18 protein-coding genes are annotated in these 17322 nt (G+C 42.8%); 15 read left to right on the top strand and 3 right to left on the bottom strand.

The genetic code is table 11. The features are described from left to right. Positions 1-114 precede the first annotated feature (114 nt). On the top strand, positions 115-690 hold the full coding sequence (locus tag G603_RS0111980; protein WP_026670371.1) for a hypothetical protein: 576 nt from the start codon (positions 115-117) through the stop codon (positions 688-690). Positions 691-817: 127 nt separating this feature from the next. On the opposite strand, the gene G603_RS20225 is transcribed toward G603_RS0111980, so the two are convergent. Next, a complete protein-coding gene (locus G603_RS20225; RefSeq protein ID WP_051207799.1) occupies positions 818-1192 on the bottom strand; it encodes an alpha-hydroxy-acid oxidizing protein in 375 nt (124 codons plus the stop codon). A 105-nt stretch (positions 1193-1297) separates the two neighbouring features. On the opposite strand from G603_RS20225, the gene G603_RS0111990 reads away from it, so the two are divergent. Continuing rightward, positions 1298-1663 (top strand): YccF domain-containing protein, encoded by a 366-nt coding sequence (locus tag G603_RS0111990; RefSeq protein ID WP_026524977.1) that lies wholly within the window; start codon positions 1298-1300, stop codon positions 1661-1663. Positions 1664-1713: 50 nt separating this feature from the next. Here the strand turns inward: G603_RS0111990 and G603_RS0111995 are convergent, their stop codons facing one another. After that, complete coding sequence (locus tag G603_RS0111995) at positions 1714-2649, bottom strand: bile acid:sodium symporter family protein (RefSeq protein ID WP_026670372.1); 936 nt, start codon at positions 2647-2649, stop codon at positions 1714-1716. A gap of 211 nt (positions 2650-2860) precedes the next feature. On the opposite strand from G603_RS0111995, the gene G603_RS0112000 reads away from it, so the two are divergent. From G603_RS0112000 to pulA, 3 genes are all read left to right on the top strand, one after another. Continuing rightward, complete coding sequence (locus G603_RS0112000) at positions 2861-4747, top strand: leucine-rich repeat domain-containing protein (protein WP_026670373.1); 1887 nt, start codon at positions 2861-2863, stop codon at positions 4745-4747. A 15-nt stretch (positions 4748-4762) separates the two neighbouring features. Then, a complete protein-coding gene (locus tag G603_RS0112005) occupies positions 4763-5260 on the top strand; it encodes a GNAT family N-acetyltransferase (protein WP_035793053.1) in 498 nt (165 codons plus the stop codon). 124 nt (positions 5261-5384) lie between these two features. Then, complete coding sequence (gene pulA / locus G603_RS0112010; RefSeq protein ID WP_026670375.1) at positions 5385-8225, top strand: type I pullulanase; 2841 nt, start codon at positions 5385-5387, stop codon at positions 8223-8225. A gap of 49 nt (positions 8226-8274) precedes the next feature. On the opposite strand, the gene G603_RS0112015 is transcribed toward pulA, so the two are convergent. Beyond that, positions 8275-9108 (bottom strand): alpha/beta fold hydrolase, encoded by an 834-nt coding sequence (locus G603_RS0112015; RefSeq protein WP_330367648.1) that lies wholly within the window; start codon positions 9106-9108, stop codon positions 8275-8277. Positions 9109-9377: 269 nt separating this feature from the next. Here G603_RS0112015 and G603_RS0112020 point away from each other — a divergent pair, with 269 nt between their 5' ends. The 10 genes from G603_RS0112020 (at position 9378) to G603_RS0112065 (ending at position 17139) form a co-directional block, all read left to right on the top strand. Further along, the gene (locus G603_RS0112020; protein ID WP_242829648.1) at positions 9378-9629 is read left to right on the top strand and encodes a GlsB/YeaQ/YmgE family stress response membrane protein; all 252 of its coding nucleotides are present in this window, start codon (positions 9378-9380) and stop codon (positions 9627-9629) included. 18 nt (positions 9630-9647) lie between these two features. Continuing rightward, positions 9648-9884, top strand: a complete 237-nt coding sequence (locus tag G603_RS0112025) for a hypothetical protein (protein WP_026524969.1) — start codon at positions 9648-9650, stop codon at positions 9882-9884. 35 nt (positions 9885-9919) lie between these two features. After that, positions 9920-10525, top strand: a complete 606-nt coding sequence (locus tag G603_RS0112030; RefSeq protein WP_026670377.1) for an LURP-one-related/scramblase family protein — start codon at positions 9920-9922, stop codon at positions 10523-10525. Positions 10526-10595: 70 nt separating this feature from the next. Beyond that, a complete protein-coding gene (locus G603_RS0112035) occupies positions 10596-11075 on the top strand; it encodes a hypothetical protein (protein WP_026670378.1) in 480 nt (159 codons plus the stop codon). Positions 11076-11315: 240 nt separating this feature from the next. Beyond that, positions 11316-11534, top strand: a complete 219-nt coding sequence (locus G603_RS0112040) for a hypothetical protein (protein ID WP_026670379.1) — start codon at positions 11316-11318, stop codon at positions 11532-11534. A 47-nt stretch (positions 11535-11581) separates the two neighbouring features. After that, a complete protein-coding gene (locus G603_RS22400; protein WP_155831018.1) occupies positions 11582-11737 on the top strand; it encodes a hypothetical protein in 156 nt (51 codons plus the stop codon). 204 nt (positions 11738-11941) lie between these two features. Further along, positions 11942-13477 (top strand): GGDEF domain-containing protein, encoded by a 1536-nt coding sequence (locus G603_RS21570; RefSeq protein ID WP_026670380.1) that lies wholly within the window; start codon positions 11942-11944, stop codon positions 13475-13477. 151 nt (positions 13478-13628) lie between these two features. After that, the gene (locus G603_RS20235; RefSeq protein WP_051207801.1) at positions 13629-14195 is read left to right on the top strand and encodes a DUF3990 domain-containing protein; all 567 of its coding nucleotides are present in this window, start codon (positions 13629-13631) and stop codon (positions 14193-14195) included. After that, a complete protein-coding gene (locus G603_RS0112060; RefSeq protein ID WP_026670382.1) occupies positions 14195-15010 on the top strand; it encodes a nitroreductase family protein in 816 nt (271 codons plus the stop codon). Before G603_RS20235 ends, G603_RS0112060 begins: the two co-directional genes overlap by 1 nt. Before the next feature lie 137 nt (positions 15011-15147). After that, entirely contained in the window at positions 15148-17139 is a 1992-nt protein-coding gene (locus G603_RS0112065) for an oxidoreductase (protein WP_026670383.1), read from the top strand. Positions 17140-17322: the final 183 nt, after the last annotated feature.

Consider the following 17322-nt stretch of genomic DNA (forward strand, 5'->3'; position numbering starts at 1 on the left):
CTACAATTACTGATGGAGCAAAAACTTGATGTTAGGATGAAACAATAGGTAAATGAAGACTAAGAGTTATGAAGATTTTGCAGTCTGGATTAATGAGAAGTGAAGGAAAAAAGTATGAAGAAAAAGAAACTTCTGGTGGTATTCCCGGGGATTGGATATCACTGTGATAAGCCGCTTTTGTATTACGGCAGGAAAACAGCAGCTGAAGCCGGTTATGACGAGGTTATAAATATCGGCTACAGTTGCCCTGTTCAGAACATTCGCTGTGATAAGGAAAAAATGAGGCAGGCCTTTGATGCTCTTTATGCGCAGGCTAAGGAGAGTCTTAGCGGCGTAGCTTTTGATGAATACGCAGATGTCATTTTCATGTCTAAGAGCATCGGAACCGTAATTGCGGCTGCATTTGAAAAAGAGTATGAGATAAAGGGCGTAAGACACGTGCTTTACACGCCGCTGGCAGAGACTATCGAGGTCCTTAATGGGGAAAAGAATATCGACGCGATAGCATTTATCGGCTCAGACGATCCCTGGAGCGATGTTCCTAAAGTGGTAGAGATGGCAAAGAGACAGGGGATTCCAATGCACCTCTATGAAGGTGTTAATCATTCACTTGAAGGAAAAAACACTCTTGAAAACATCGAGATACTTGGGAAAGTCATGAAGAAAACTAAGCATTTTATAGAAAAATAATGGGAGGAAAATGATACTTGAGGTGCAAGTATCACAGAGAAATTTGTTGGTATAAAAAAGAAATGGTTATGGCAGGTGCTCATGAAAGGGAGTGAGTACCTGCCAATTTATGTCTAAGAGAAATTTTTTAATACTCGTATAAAGCTGAATCATCAATGTCTGAAACCTTTGCAAAGCCGGTATTGCTCATGATGTATCGAAGCTCGTTTCCGATTTCTGTAAGGAATTTTGAAACGCCGGGAGCTCCGTCTTTTTCAAGAGAAGGCATCATTGATCTTCCAACAGCTGCAGCGTCTGCTCCAAGAGCCAGAGCTTTGTAGACATCAGCACCGCTGGCAATGCCGCAGTCTACAATGATTGTCATATCTTTATCTTTTAGTGCTTCCTTGATATCAGGCAGGATCATCATCGGAGGAACTGCATAGGGAAGTCGTCCGTGATGGTGACTTACTATAATTCCTTTTGCACCGATCTCTGCGCATTTTCCTTTTTTGATGTTCAATGAAATTTTGATTCATGCGTTAATGTTGAAAAAATATGAAAGATATAATTTGCAAAATACAGTATAATTATGCAGTAAACTAATATTTTTCTTGGAGGGTGAGATATGAGGTTTCTGGGTAACTTGATATGGATTATATTTGGAGGATTTTTCAGTGCGCTTGGATGGTGGCTTGCCGGTATTTTTTGGTGCATCACTGTTCTGGGAATTCCGATAGGAATACAGTGCTTTAAGCTGTCGACGATTTCCCTTTGTCCATTTGGAAAAGAGATAGTTGATGAAGGCGGAGCAGGTTCATTTCTTTTGAATTTGTTGTGGATGCTCATTTCAGGACTTGAGCTGGCACTTGGCAATGCTCTGATTGGCATTATCTTATGTATTACGATCGTAGGAATCCCCTTTGGTAAGCAGTATTTCAAGATCGCGAGACTTGCACTGTTTCCCTTTGGCGCAAGAGTTGTGAAAAAATAAAAAATAAACGGTTAGTGATTTGAATGATTTCAGTCACTAACCGTTTTTTATTACTCTTCAATCCTTCTAAAAATGTTTGCCAGCAGAGCGCCGGATATGTTGTGCCACACCGAGAAGATAGCGCCGGGAACTGTGGCCATGGCAAGGTCAGGAAATGCTGTTCCTGCAAGTGAAGTCGCAAGTCCTGAATTTTGCATTCCAATCTCGATGGCAAGAGCCTTTTTCCTGGTCATTGGAAGACCAAGGATTTTTCCAAGGATAAAGCCAACTGCATAGCCAAGAAGGTTATGAAGGATGACCACAACAAACACGATAGCGCCTGTTTCCAGAATTCGTTCTGAGTTATGAGAAACTACCGCCGCTACGATGAGAGCGATGGCTGTAACTGAAATCAGTGGCAGTACTTCGGATACTTTTTCTGTATATTTCCCACAGAATTTGTTAATGATAAAACCCAGAGCTATGGGAACGATGACCACTTTGATGATGGATACGAACATACTTAGCATGTCCACAGTTACAGTTGTTTTCAGCAGAAGATAAGTGATGAAAGGCGTAAGGAAAGGGGCCAGCAGAGTATTCACACTGGTCATGCCTACAGAGAGTGCCACATCACCTTTGCTAAGGTATGTCATGACGTTACTGGCTGTTCCGCCGGGACAAGTTCCAACCAGGATTACGCCGGCAAGGAGCCCTGCTTCAAGTCCGAATATTTTTCCAAGAGCAAATGCCAAAAGCGGCATGATCGTAAACTGAGCAATGCAGCCGATGATGATGTCTTTTGGTCTTTTAAATACTATTGCGAAGTCTTCAAATTTTAGTGTTAGCCCCATGCCAAACATTACTACCATCAGAAGGTAGTTGATCCATGATGTCTGTATCCACAGACATGATCCCGGCACAAATAGTGCAAGCGCAGCAACCACAAGAACAATTACTGCCATATACTTTCCAACAAATTCACTTACTTTTTTCATTTTGAATATCCCCCTAATCCGGCGCCGCTGCGGGTGCCATCTATTGTTTGGGGACAGTATACTGCATCTTTTTAAAATGTACAGGCCCTTTTTTCAAGAAATTTTAAAAAAGTAAAAAATGATTTGAACATCTTGGTACAGTTGATGTTATGATAATTGAGACAGATAGTTGATCATGTTTGAGTATATAAATATACGGTTTTTTATGAGGGAACAGAACATGAAGAAAACACTGATTTTTATCGTGGGGGTCGTTATGGCTTTTGGACTATTTGGCTGCGGTATTAAAAATTTTGGTGGTGATGCCGGCGGGAAAAATGCTGAAGGCACATGCGGCGATAACATAACCTGGAAGTATGATAAAAAAGAAAAGACCATGACTATTTCGGGAACCGGTGAAATGGTGGTTCCTGAAAAATTCATGTGGTCTGATTATAAGATTGAAAAACTTGTGATCGGCGAGGGTATAACGTCGGTTGCAGCTCTCGCTTTTTATTCTAACAGCAGCCTCAAGGGCGAGCTGGTTTTGCCGGAAAGCCTTAAGTCTATAGGTGAGTTTGCTTTTTATGGATGCGATGGACTGACAGGTGAACTGAAGATTCCGGATGGAGTTGAAACTGTCGGGGACTATGCGTTTACAAGGTGTACCGGTTTCTCCGGGCTCAGTATTCCCAAATCATTGAAAAACATAGGCGTAGAGACCTTTGAAGGCATGAGCGGTTTGAACTGTGGTCTTGTCTTTCCGGATGGCCTGGAAAGGATTGAGCGCTGTGCCTTCAACAGGTGCGAGAATCTGGTGGGTGATCTGGTGATTCCGGACTCGGTTACTTTTATTGGAGACTATGCTTTTGCGAAGTGCGGATTCGACGGAACCCTTACTCTTTCCAAAAATCTGACAGAAATTCAAACGGGTACTTTTTCAACTTGTGAGAATTTTAAGGGCGACCTTGTGATTCCTGAGGGAGTAAAAACCATTGCAATGCACGCCTTTGTGGATGATGGATTCGACGGAACATTGACACTTCCCGAAGGTCTTGAATATATCGGAATTTATTCCCTTACATGTAAGAATCTAAAAGGTGATCTGGTGATCCCTGACTCCGTGACATTGATCGATTCGTCGGCATTTCAGAGCTGTGAGGGATTTACTTCACTTAAGCTTCCGGACGGCCTTGAATATATTAACGACAATGCTTTTATGTATTGCAAAGGAATGACAGGGGAGCTGCATCTTCCATCAGCGCTTGTTGTAATCGGCGATGATGCTTTTACTGCCACAGGATTTACGGGAGAACTGGTGCTTCCTGCAGGACTTAAGTCTATCGGCCGAGGAAGCTTTGGGGACTGCAAAGGATTCACTTCTATAAGCGCGTTTCCTGAAAGTCTTAAGCATATAAAACGATATGCCTTTGGCGGCTGTTCTTCCATCGCCGGTGAGCTTGTTTTTCCTGAAAAAATGACCAGCGTAGGAGAGAATGCATTTTTAGACTGCCCTCTTATAACCAAGGTCACTTTCGGAAAAGATATGCGCAGCATAGGAGAAGGAGCATTTAAAAAATGCGAGGGTCTAAAGAATGCTGTATTCACCGGTGATATTCCGGATTATTACGGTCCGGAAGAAAAAGAACCAAGTTTCCCTGAAGGGTGCGTGGTTAGTGCTCCCGCTTCTGCTGTTAAGCTGTCGGACACCTGGACTAAGAAAGTGGCAGAAACTTCTTCAGGTAAAAAAACAGACAATGATCTTGGCGAAGAACGCGAAGTGCCCTATTACTGGACCCAGTCCATAACAGGAGAATACTTTACAGGTGCGGGATATTTTGCAGATGTGACAATCCTACTTGATGATGAAATACTTCACGTGTCTGTGAACGGCAGAGAGCTTATGGATGTTCCCTATTATGCAGATCCTAACGCCGATGGTGAGGATCAGGTCGTGGAGACAGAAGGATTTTTCTGCAGAGATGGAATGATTAAGAATCTTAAATTTGAGCAGGGCTTTAATTCTGACAGGATGCTTATAGGAACGCTAACAAGGGACGATGGAGCCACGGAGGAAGTGGTGTTCCACACTTTATCTGAAGAATGCTTGTATCTTAGCACGTGGTAAAAGGACAAAACAAAAATGGAAAACTTGAAGATTACTACACTTACGCCGGAATATGACCTGGCCCTTGCAGAGATAATAAGAGATAACTTGAAAAAGCATGCTCTCGATATTCCTGGAACGGTCTACTTTGATGATAACTTAAATCACCTCAGCGATTTTTATCTGGCTGATGCCAGGGAGCGCTTTTACTACATTTTGCTTGATGAAAAAGACAGGCTTGTGGGCGGAGTCGGACTTGCAAAATTCGAGTTTAGAGAGGACTGCGCGGAGCTCCAAAAGATATATCTTTCGGATGAAGTTAAGGGCCGTGGGATCAGCTACAAACTCATGTCACTTATCGAAGACAAAGCCAGGGAGCTTGGTTATAAGAGGATGTATTTAGAGACTCATAATAACCTGCCGGTAGCTATTCATCTTTATGAAAAATGCGGCTACAAAGAAATCGAGAAGCCCAAGGAAGTGGTCCATGCCACGATGAATAGGTTTTTCCTGAAAGAGCTTTATTTAGAATAAAACAGTTTAAAAAATGGTTGCCATTGGCGACCATTTTTCTCTTTACGAATAAAACCCGATGTAGTAGAATTTGCCTTGTGGAAAACGTTTTCTTAACTGAATAATTTTTACTTGGGAGGTCGAGGTGAAAAGAGCAAAAAGAGGTATCACTTTTGTCATGGCTTTCGTCATGGCAGCAACGCTTTTCCTGTCGGATTTAGGAGTGTCCATGCAGGTAAGAGCGGATGAGGGGGTCACACTGAAACTGCATTATCATAGGGAGGATGGGGACTACGAACTATGGGATGTATGGCTTTGGTCGGATGGTGGCGAAGGAGCAGGTTATCCTTTTGAAGAAGAGGACGGGGATATGGTTGCGACCATGACAGTACCTGCGGGAGCTACAAGAGTCGGTTTTATCGTCAGGACAGAGGACTGGACGAAAGACATCGAGCAGGATCAGTACATTGACATTTCAGAGGTTATATCAGGAACAGTACATGCCTACGTTGAATCAGGCGTAGAAGGCGCAGTTAAAGAATATGGAGATGATGTTGTGACGGGGACAAAATTAAAGAGTGCAAATTATGACGGGAAAAATAAAGTTACGGTACTTTTTACAGGAGAGCTTGATGCCGATCAGGAGAAGTCTTTTTATGTGATCGGAAGACAGGGCAAAACTGAGGTTACCGAGGTGGCATTAAAAGAGAAGGCTTCCGAGAGCGAGTTTTACTATGATCTGACAATCGCAGAAGAGCTTGATGTGAACAGAAATTACAGGGTTGGTTTCGAGGATGAGGAGTATCAGATCATCATGCCCATCGTTTATTCGACACCTGAGTTTGAGGAAAAGTTCACTTATGAAGGCGATGATCTTGGCGCTGTTTACAGTAAGGACAAGACTGTTTTCAGAGTTTGGGCACCCACTGCTGAGACAGTTTTCCTGAATCTGTATGAGTCAGGAGATCCCTGGGAGGAAAATCTCATAGAGAAAATTGAGATGAATTCCGATGTTAACGGTACATGGGTAGCAGAGGTTTCAGGAGATAAAGCAGGAACCTACTACACTTTTACCGCTGTTATAGATGGTCTTAATGTGGAGGCCTGCGACCCTTATGCAAGGACAACCGGCGTCAACGGCAAAAGAGCCATGGTTGTAGATCTTGAAGGCACAAATCCTGAGGGTTGGGATAGCGATAAAAATCCTCACGCAGGAGAGAACATCACGGACGCAGTTATTTACGAGCTTCATGTAAGGGATTTTTCTGTTAATGAGGCAGGTGGAATCGGTGATGCGGGAAAATATACAGCTTTTTCCAAAACGGGCACAAAGACTGCAGGTGGCAGCAGCACGGGAATTGACTATATAAAGGACCTTGGTGTGACACATGTACACATCCTTCCCTTCTATGATTTTGGATCTGTTGATGAGAATTCACCCACTTCAGATCAGTTCAACTGGGGCTATGATCCTGTGAATTTCAATGTACCTGAGGGTTCATATTCAACTGACCCTTATCACGGCGAGGTTCGCGTGGCAGAGGCAAAGGAGATGGTTAAAGCTCTCCACGACAACGGACTCTCAATTGTAATGGACGTTGTTTACAACCATGTTTACAGCGGAAAAGATTTCTGCGTGAACAGACTTGTTCCGGGATATTTTTCCAGAATAAATGATGACGGCACTTATTCAAATGGTTCGGGCTGCGGCAATGACACAGCTTCCGAGCGTTCCATGGTTAGAAAATATATCGTTGATTCTGTTCGCTACTGGGCAGATGAGTACCACATCGACGGTTTCAGATTTGACCTTGTGGGACTTCTTGATGTGGATACGATAAATGAGATCGTGACTGAGGTTCACAAGACACATCCCGATGTTATTTTTTACGGCGAAGGCTGGAGCATGAACACAGATGTAACCAAGGATGACGTAGTTCTTGCTACGCAGCAGGCTTCGGGAAGGACTCCCGGATTTGCATATTTTAATGACAATATTCGTGATGGCTTAAAGGGTAGTGTGTTCAATTCTGCTGAGACAGGTTGGGCTTCCGGCTCCAAAGGAAAAGAGCGTCAGATGACAACCTCTTTCATGGCTGCTGAGAGCTGGAGTAAGGACCCTACCCAGATCGTGCAGTACACATCCTGTCACGACAACAACACTTTGTTTGACAGGATCGCCGTTGCAAGAAAGGATTTAGACAGAGCATCCTGGATAAAGATGAGTAATCTGGCAGCAGCTTTCTATATGACTGCAGAGGGAATTCCTTTCATGCAGGCAGGTGAAGAGATTCTCAGAACGAAAGTAAAAGAAGACGGAACCTTTGATGAAAACAGCTATAGCTCAGGGGATGAGATAAACTGCATCAAGTGGGAGACCTTGGACGATCCGGAATACAAAGCTAATCTTGATTTTTATAAGGGACTTATTGCTTTCAGAAAAGAGCATGGTCTTCTCAGACTTACAAGCGCAGACGATGTTGCAAAGCGTGTTGTGCCTGTGGAGGGACTTGATAAAAATGTAGTTGCTTTCTCTATGGATAACGCTGATAAGGGTGTTACAGGTGAGAATGCTGAGGGAATTTTCCTTGTATTCAATCCTAATCCTGAAGAAACTACAGTTGAGCTTCCTGAAGGTGAATGGGATGTTTGCGTAAAAGACATGAAGGCCGGCGTTAATTCTTTTGGCAAGGTAAGTGGCAGTGTGAGTGTTGACGGCATTTCTGCTCTGGTGCTTGTTAAGGGAGATGACAATATTGTTGCCGGTGATGATGGCGATGACAGCACTGTTGCAGGTGATGAGGGCAACGACAAAGAGGAAGGAACTACTGCTGGTGAAACAGGCAGCACATCCGGTGGCGATGCAGCTACCGAAGCTACTTCCGGTGCAGGTGGCCTTAGCGGCGGCGTTGTGGCTGGCATCATAGCTGGCGCTGCAGCTCTTGCTGGATTGATTGCTTATCTTTTATGTAAGAGAAAAAAATAAGTATACAGATGCTTTTGTCTGAATGAAGTCAAAATTTCTGATTCTGTACTCACAACGAAACACTAAGCTTTTCTACAAAATCAGATATGAGTTTATTAATTTCATCAGGTGCATCAGTGTTTGAATTGTGACCGGCTCCTTCTATCCATGTGATGGGGAGGCCGGTCTTTTTATGCCATGCCTTGTTGTATCTTTTGCAATAACCTGCCTGGTCCTTGGTGCCGCAGATAAGCTGGGTGGGGCATTTTAGCTCATAGGGCAGATCTGCTGATATAGCCTCAGCCACAATTCTATAGCCCTGGCCCGCCAAAAGAGCATATCTTGGCTGGTCACCGTCGTAAGTCATCATCATACTGTGCATTAAAGAGCGTCCATAATCGGTTGTTGCAACACCTTCGGTTCCTTGCTTAAGGAGAAGCTTCCAGGGGTATTTCTTATAAACTGGCTCCATTCGGAAAAGGACCCACAGTTCCCATGATCTGTAGTAACCTCTTCCCAAAGGCGCAGAATCTATGGATATGAAGCCTTTCATTTTATCAGGGAAAAGCCAGGCATACGCCTGGCTGAGATATCCGCCCATAGACTGTCCAATGAAAACAGGTTCTTTGAAGTTTTCCAGCTTCAGAATTTCATCCAGCCATTTTGCTTTATCTTCGAGACTGAAAGTCATCTTAAAGGGATAGGAAGATGCATGTCCCGGCGCATCCCAGACAAATATCCTGTATTTTCCTGCAAAATATTCAAGCTGTTTTTCATAGAGTCTGTGGTCTGCTGTAAGCCCCGGAAGAAAAACAAGTTCCGGCTTGCCTTTTTCAGGTGTATCGCAGGTCCAGTAATGGATTGTGCCTTTATCGGTTATGTAAGTTTTTTCTGTCAAATTCATAGATGTGTATTTTCTCCTGCATTATTATCGAAAAAGAATTTGCTACCATCATACCACAAAGACAGTATGGATGCGGAAGAAGACTTCTATTTTACCTAATTGTAGAAAATATGATTATCGGAATTGCAATAACCGGCATGTAACTAACCATGAAACCAAAATATACTTAAGACATAACAAAGAAAACGGTTTGCGCCGGGCGAAAAAAAGGCTATCATATAAAAGGTGCCCACTAACCCGGGGGCCGAAAAGAGTTGGAGGAAAAAGGTATGTTTATACTTATTGTTATGACTTTAGTTTTGAGTTTGTTATGGGGAATGCTTGCAGGTTTTATTGCCAGCAAGATCATGGGCGAGAAATCAGGAATGCTGAAAAACATGATTTTTGGCGTAATTGGTAGTATCGTAGGATATAACCTGTTTAAGCTTATTGGTTTTACTGCAACAGGTATCATCGGAAGCATGATTGTTCCTGTTGTCGGCGCTTGCATCTGCATTTGGATCGGTAGAAAGCTGTTTTAATTTGGGACGAGGGTTTAAATGAAATCAATTTTAATCAAAGATACTACAAAGGAAGAGCGCGAGCAGATAGTTGCGGAGTCCATAGGAAATATCAGCGGTTCATGTGATGGTTGCATGGGTGGTTTGGCAGAAATGTATCAGCCTTACATCGATGGACTTAAGGAAATCCGTGAGATTAACATGGAATTCAGAGCGCATTACGAGTCCGGTGTGGACGGCCCGGAGAAATCAGAGTGTGGCTATAAATCATTCTGAGTAACTAATGGTGAAAACAGAAAGGATGGGGAAGTATGGGAGTATTTTCAAAGGTACACAGATTCAGAGAAGCCGGAGAGGTTGCAAATGTCAATAACGTAGATCGTTTTGGTGAACCTGCAAAGTCACTTTTTACAACATCAAAAGTTTTTACGCTTCATCATAAGATCGATATAACCGATGCCGGCGAAAATGTGGTATATCATGCTGAGACAAAATTCCCTTCTCTTCACGATAAGACAGATATAACCGATGCGTTAGGAAATCAGGTTGCTCACATCGAAAGGAAATTCTTCACTCTCCACGAGAGACATTTTGTAACTATGGCAGACGGAACTTCTTTTGAGGTTTCAAACGAGCTTTTCCATCTCATAAAAGACATCACGAATATCGAGGGTCTAGGCTGGCAGCTCAGGGGCAATATACTTGGCCTTAATTTTGAACTGTATGATCAATATGGAGACATCATTGCTGTAATAGCTCAGAAGATGCTCTCAATCCATGATAAATACTGCATCGACATCTACAAGCCTGAATATGAAAAGAATGTAGTTGCAATTCTTATCACATTGCAGCACATGATCAAGGATAGAGAAAGCGCAGCAGATTCTTCTTCATCCTCCTCATCTTCTTCAGACTGATGAAAGAGCTTTTTCCGGAGAAAAGCTGACGAATTAAAAGCCGGAAAATATTAGTTTAGGAGTTCACTAAATGGGACAGATTTGGGAAATATTACATAAGCCTGATACCGTGGTTTTCTTTGATATAGACGGGACACTTACAAGCTACAATTATGGTGACCATCATGCGCACCACGAGCTTGACTACACGCCCGAATTCAGGGACGTCAACATATATGCAGACTGCAAAAGGCTGAACCCGATATATGAATATATTCAGAGTCACGACGTAAACAGGCTTTATTGTATCTCCAGAGAGCCCCACGGTCATGAATCATGGAAGTCAGAGATGGTGGAGCGCTTCTACGGAATCCCTGCATCCCACTGCTTTTACACTCTGGATGCCTCTAAAAAGCCGGAGATAGTCAAGGACAAGATAAAAGAACTTTTCCCTGACATCGATCCCATGTCAGTGGTCCTCATGGACGACAACGATGAGACCTTAGGCCTGTACATGAAGGAAACACCCTTCTGCACCGCCCATCCTATGATTTTCATGGAGAATTTGTGAGATAGAATCCTACCCTAAATATTTCCACCCCTGGTGCCGATGTAAATATTGTCATGCGAACTTGTTCGCATACCCACTTCTTAATGTCAAACAAGTGTAAAAAGCAGCAGAATTGGTGTGTTAGACATTTGTTGGACATTGTGTGATAAAACTGTGATAGATGGATTGATAATATAACATCATCAACAAGATAAACGAAGAAAACACACAGTTTTGTGAATAGAGAAGAGGGGTATAGAAATGAGAGAGGGAAACATGACAAAGAGAATCGCAATGGTACTTACAGCAATTACAATTGTTGCAGGAGCAGGCTTCCACAGCCACATGACAGCAGAAGCAGCAAAGACACAGATGATGGAAATCAGCTGCCCGCACTGCCATGAGAATGTAACAGTAGATGTAATGCAGGACGATGTTGAGTGTACACATTGCATGGAGCACATTCACATTGTTGGTTGATTGAAGGTATAACAAACGTTAGATACTTATTAGGGGGTAGATGACTTATGCGTAGAATATTTGAGAGTTTCATGGAAGAGCTTGGATTTATGGATTTTGCGACTACATACAGAAAGCCTTTTGGCAGACTTGAGTCTTCAGATTATAGCAGAATAGAGGCAGCTCTTATCAGATTCGCTGATGATCTCGTGACAGTTCGTTAAGCGAGTTATTAAAAAATACCATTCACTCCGCAGCAAAGGGAAACCGATGCTGCGTTTTTTATTGTCTTATCAGAAACCGCACCATTATTGCGCTCAACTTCATTTCTAAACATTCTCTAAAAGTTTTCTGCAAATCCGCATTTTATAAATAGCCTATTGTAAAATAAATGTACAGCTGAACAACTTGTTTTACAGGTAATACACATGACGCGAATGAGCTTTGCTGATCTGAAACAGAATATTACCGAAGTGACTGATTATCCATCTTTTCTTAAGGAAAACAGGAAGATGGTAAACAGATACTTAAACACGGTTTTGTGGTTCTGTATTTTTACAGGGCCTGCTATTGCTGTGGGCATAAAGTTCGGTGTTTTTTCAGCTGCTACTTATTATACCTGCGTCATAGTATCTGCATGCATGTTGGTCGTATCAGTTCTTCATACGCTTATTATCAGGATATGGCCCTACTCTGAACATGTGGGAATGCTGGCTCTTATTGCCATGGAGCTTCTTTTGATGTTCATGGTATATAACCATATTCATATTAATATTTCCTGGTTTTTTGTACCGCTTCTAAGTATTCTGTTCTGCGATGCCAGGCTGTTTTTTGTGACGCTTGCCACAAACTATGCTGCAATGTTTATCGCAAACTGGCTTGTGTCACCTTATTATGACGCCATAAATCTGAAATTCAATTCGGCATTTGAGTATTTCCTTAACGCCATGCTGGGCTATACAATTGAGACTATCGTTATGCTGGTTGGCGGAATCACTCTGACCAATCTTCTTAAGGATTATTTTTCCGCACTTATGGACAAAAATAAGAAAGCACGGGAGAGCGCAGACATACTGAAAAAGCAGATGAACATTCTGTTTTCTATGGCAGAGGTCTATGACAATGTTAATCTGATCGATCTAAAGTCCATGACAGAGACATCCCTCAGTGATCAGTCCTACAATGTACATGATCTTGACTTTGAGAAGCATGCACACACAGTTATGACTCATCAGATAAAAAAACATGTTTCCGAAGATCATTTGGAAGAGTTCTTGGAATTTACCAACTTAAGGACCCTGGAAAAGAGACTTACAGGGAAAAGATTTATCTATGGCGAGTTCGTAAATTCAGATACCGGTTGGTTCCGTGCCCAGTATATCAACGTGGAAGCTGATGAAAAGGGCGTTCCTTTTATAGTGGTATTTACGGTTCAGAATATAAATATGGATAAGCGCCGTGAGGAGGATCTGATCAGGATATCTCTGACCGATGAACTGACACAGCTCTTTAACAGGCGAAGTCTTGATGATGACCTTGCCCGCTATAAATATGAGTCCATGGAAGACGACCTTGTATTTGCTTCCATCGATATCAACAGGCTGAAGGCCACGAATGATACTCTCGGACATGCTGCCGGTGATGAGCTTATTATTGCTGCCGCGGACTGCCTTGCATCTGCTATCGGAGATTCGGGAAAAGCCTACAGAACTGGCGGAGATGAGTTTACGGCAATTATTCACACCAACAGTATTTCTGCAATAGATAAAAATATCAGGGAAAAAGTAACAGCCTGGAGCGGAAGCTATAGTGAAAGTCTTGCGGTTTCCATAGGATATGCTGCCCATAAGGACTATCCGGATGCTACAATAGAAGAGTTAAAGAAAATAGCTGATAAGTATATGTACGAAGAAAAGGCAAGATATTATCAGGAAACCGGCTACGAACGCCGCGGAAGACCATAGACCCCTTCAAACATGCAAGCAGACCCGACGTGGAAACTGAAAAAAGGGGTCTAAAAATTTTTGCAAAACATTTTAAACAATTAAATTGCAATAAATGGCAAAAGTGGTATAATCATCCCGTAACAGATATTGATTCAAATAAGGTAATCAGATGATAAAAGTATTTCATGCAGGATATGAACTTATAATGCGTCCGGACCTTCACAGAGGCCGCAAAAATGCAGACTTTGGACAGGGCTTTTACGTTACAAAGGATTATGAATTTGCAACCAGGTGGGCAAGAGAGAAGTCCGGAGAGGACGTTATTTTGAACACCTATGAGCTGGATGAGAGCGGACTTAAGATAAAGTATTTAGACAGAGATGAAGAGTGGTTTAGATACATTTTTTCCAACAGAAGGATTAAGCCTGATGAGTTTTCGGAGTATGATGTAATAGTGGGTCCCATAGCAAATGATACTATTTTCAATACTCTTGGAATTATGACAAGTGGGTATCTCTCCGATGATGAAGCCCTTAAGCTTTTATGTGTGGGCCCCATGTATCAGCAGGTGGTGCTGAAGACCCTGGCAGCAGTCGATAATCTTCATTTCGTGTCTGTCAGTAAGCTTCTTAGTGAATCAATAAAAGAAAATAAAGAGATCCTTGCAAAGGAGGAAGAGTGCTATCTTAATGAAGTGGCGCAGGTTATGCAGGGATTTGATCAGGAGGAAAAGTAATGAGCGAATTTTTGGAATTGGCGAAAACCAGAAGAAGTGTTAGAACCTTTGATGGACAAAAGCTTGATGATTCAGTGCTGAGCGAGCTTAAGGATTTTGCCAGAACAATAAACAATCCTTATGGCGCACAGGTTAGATTTGTATTCCTTGATAAGGATGAAAACAGTCTTTCAAGTCCCGTGCTTTCAGGTGAGAAAACCTATGTGAGTGCAGTTGTTATAAAAGGTGAACATGCAGATGAAGCTTACGGGTATGCCTTTGAAGCTCTTTTGATGCATGCACACAAGATGGGACTTGGTACCGTGTGGATTGGCGGAACAATGCCAAGAGAAAAATTCGAGAATGCAACAGGTCTTGCAGCAAATGAGATCATGCCCTGCATGAGTCCTCTTGGAAAGCCTGCGCAAAAGATGTCAATTAAGGAAACTCTGATGCGTAAGGGCGTTAAGGCAGACAGCCGTATTGATTTTAATAAGCTCTTCTTCGAGGGAGATTTCAATACACCTCTTTCTGAGGAAAAGGCAACAGCTGCCGGAGTTTTTGAAGCTCTTGAAAATGTAAGAGTTGCACCTTCTGCAGTAAATAAGCAGCCCTGGCGCGTAGTTATAGATGGAAACGCAGCACATTTTTATGAGAAGAAAGACAAGGGCTTTGCAACTCCTGATTACGATCTTCAGAAGATTGATGTGGGAATCGGAATGTACCACTTTGAGACAGAGCTTGTTTCTAAGGGACTTTCTCCCAAACTTGAGATAAGCGATCCGGGTCTTGCAATACCGGATGATACAGAGTATATCGCAACTTACAGATGGTAAGAAGTGTTTTCATATTTCTCCCCAAAACGGTCACATAGTGGCCGTTTTTTCTTTTCTATAACCTCCTGTTTGACTTATAATATTGTATTGAGGAGGTTGGCGCTGCGGCGCCGAAAAAGAAGGTAGGAGGTTACAAAATGAAGTATCAAAAGCTTTTTGAGCCCATTAAGATCCGCGGGCTTGAAATCAAAAACCGCTATGCTATGGCGCCTATGGGACCCCTTGGTCTTGGCGATTGTGAAGGCGGTTGGAACGACAGGGGAATTGATTATTACACAAGACGTGCTAAGGGAGGCATTGGTCTTATTATCACCGGTGTTACATTTTCCGACACAGAGGTGGAAAAGCCCTCTTTCCCCAACACACCCAATTCAACTTATAATCCGGTTCAGTTCGTAAGAACAAGCCGTGAGATGACAGAGCGCGTTCATGCCTATGGAGCAAAGATTTTTCTGCAGATGAGCGGCGGCTTTGGCCGTGTTACTATTCCCACAAACCTTGGCGAATTCCCGCCGGTTTCAGCATCAGCAATACCCCACAGATGGCTTGATAAGACCTGCCGTCCCCTTACAGTTGAGGAGATCCACGGCATCGTTGAGAGTTTTGGAAAAGGTGCTTATAACGCTAAGCGTGCAGGCTTTGACGGCGTTGAGATCCACGCTGTTCATGAAGGCTATCTGATAGATCAGTTTGCTATTTCATTCTTCAATCACAGAACAGATGAATATGGCGGATCCCTTGAAAACAGACTCAGATTTGCCAAAGAAATCCGAGAAGAGATCGCTAAGACCTGCGGTTGGGATTTCCCTGTAGCAATGAGATTTTCACTTAAGAGTATGGTTAAGGATTTCCGTAAGGGTGCACTTCCCGGAGAAGAATTCGAAGAGAAGGGCCGCGATATCGAAGAGGGTATTGAGGCAGCAAAGCTTCTTGAGAAATTCGGCTATGATGCCCTCGATGTAGACGCAGGAACCTATGATGCATGGTGGTGGAATCATCCCCCGATGTATATGGAGAAGGCTCCTTACAGAAAGTTTGCCAAGATTACAAAAGAAAATGTAAATATTCCGGTTATCATGGCAGGTCGTGTGGATAATCCCGATCTGGCACTTGATTGCCTTGAGAGTGATGTGTGCGACATGATCTCCCTTGGACGTCCTACTCTGGCTGATCCTGATATTGTAAACAAGATCAGAAGGAACGCTCTTAGTCAGATCCGTCCCTGCATAAGCTGTCAGGAAGGCTGTATGGGACGTATTCAGGCATATTCACTTACTAACTGCGCAGTTAACCCTCAGGCAGGAAAAGAGAGACTTAATCAGTACAATCCTGTTTGCAAAAAGAAGAAGGTTCTTATTGTGGGCGGCGGCGTAGCAGGAAGTGAAGCTGCAAGAGTTCTTGCAGAGCGCGGACATGAGCCTGTTCTTTATGAAGCTACAGGCCGTCTTGGCGGTAATCTTATTCCCGGCGGTGCACCTTCCTTTAAGGAAGATGACCTTGCACTTGCAAAGTGGTATGAGGATGAGATGGTTCGCCTTGGAGTAGATGTTCACTTTAATACAAAGGCTACAGAAAAAGAGATTCTTGATCCTCAGTACGATGCGGTTATCCTTGCAACAGGATCAAGACCCAAGATGTTCTCTCTTGGTGATGATGACAAGGTATATGCTGCTGAGCAGGTTCTTCTTGGAGAGAAGGAAACAGGCGACAAGGTAGTTGTTGTGGGCGGCGGTCTTGTAGGCTGCGAGCTTGCTCTTGACCTTGCTATGAAGGGTAAGAAAGTAACTATCGTAGAAGCTCTCGATAAACTGATGGCAGTTAATGGCCCTCTTTGTACAGCAAACAAGGAGATGCTTGAAGAACTTATTCCTTTCAACGGAATAGAAGTTGTTACAGGCGCCAAGGTTACTGAGTTTAAGGGCGGTGTATTAAAAGCTTCAGTTGGTGAAGCGACAAAAGAGATCAATGCAGACAGCGTAGTACTCTGCGTTGGATATGCAAGTGAGAATACTCTTTATGAAGCACACAAGAATGATGTGGACGAGATCTATCTTCTTGGTGATGCTAGACAGGTTTCCAATATCATGTATGGAATCTGGGATGCATTTGAGGTTGCCAATCATATCTGATGATTGCATGAATTGGTGATAATTAAAAATGATTCCCTAAGCAGACAGAGGAAAAATCCGAAGTCTCTTAGGGAATCTTTTTTGTTATATCGGATCATATTGTGATTTTCTTAAGGCTTAATCATAAAATCAATATCAATGCACAATAATTTTTGCTTGTCAAGTACGAATTTTGAATGAAAC

It is taken from the genome of Butyrivibrio sp. AE3006, assembly GCF_000424165.1.
Taxonomy (GTDB): Bacteria; Bacillota; Clostridia; order Lachnospirales; family Lachnospiraceae; genus Butyrivibrio.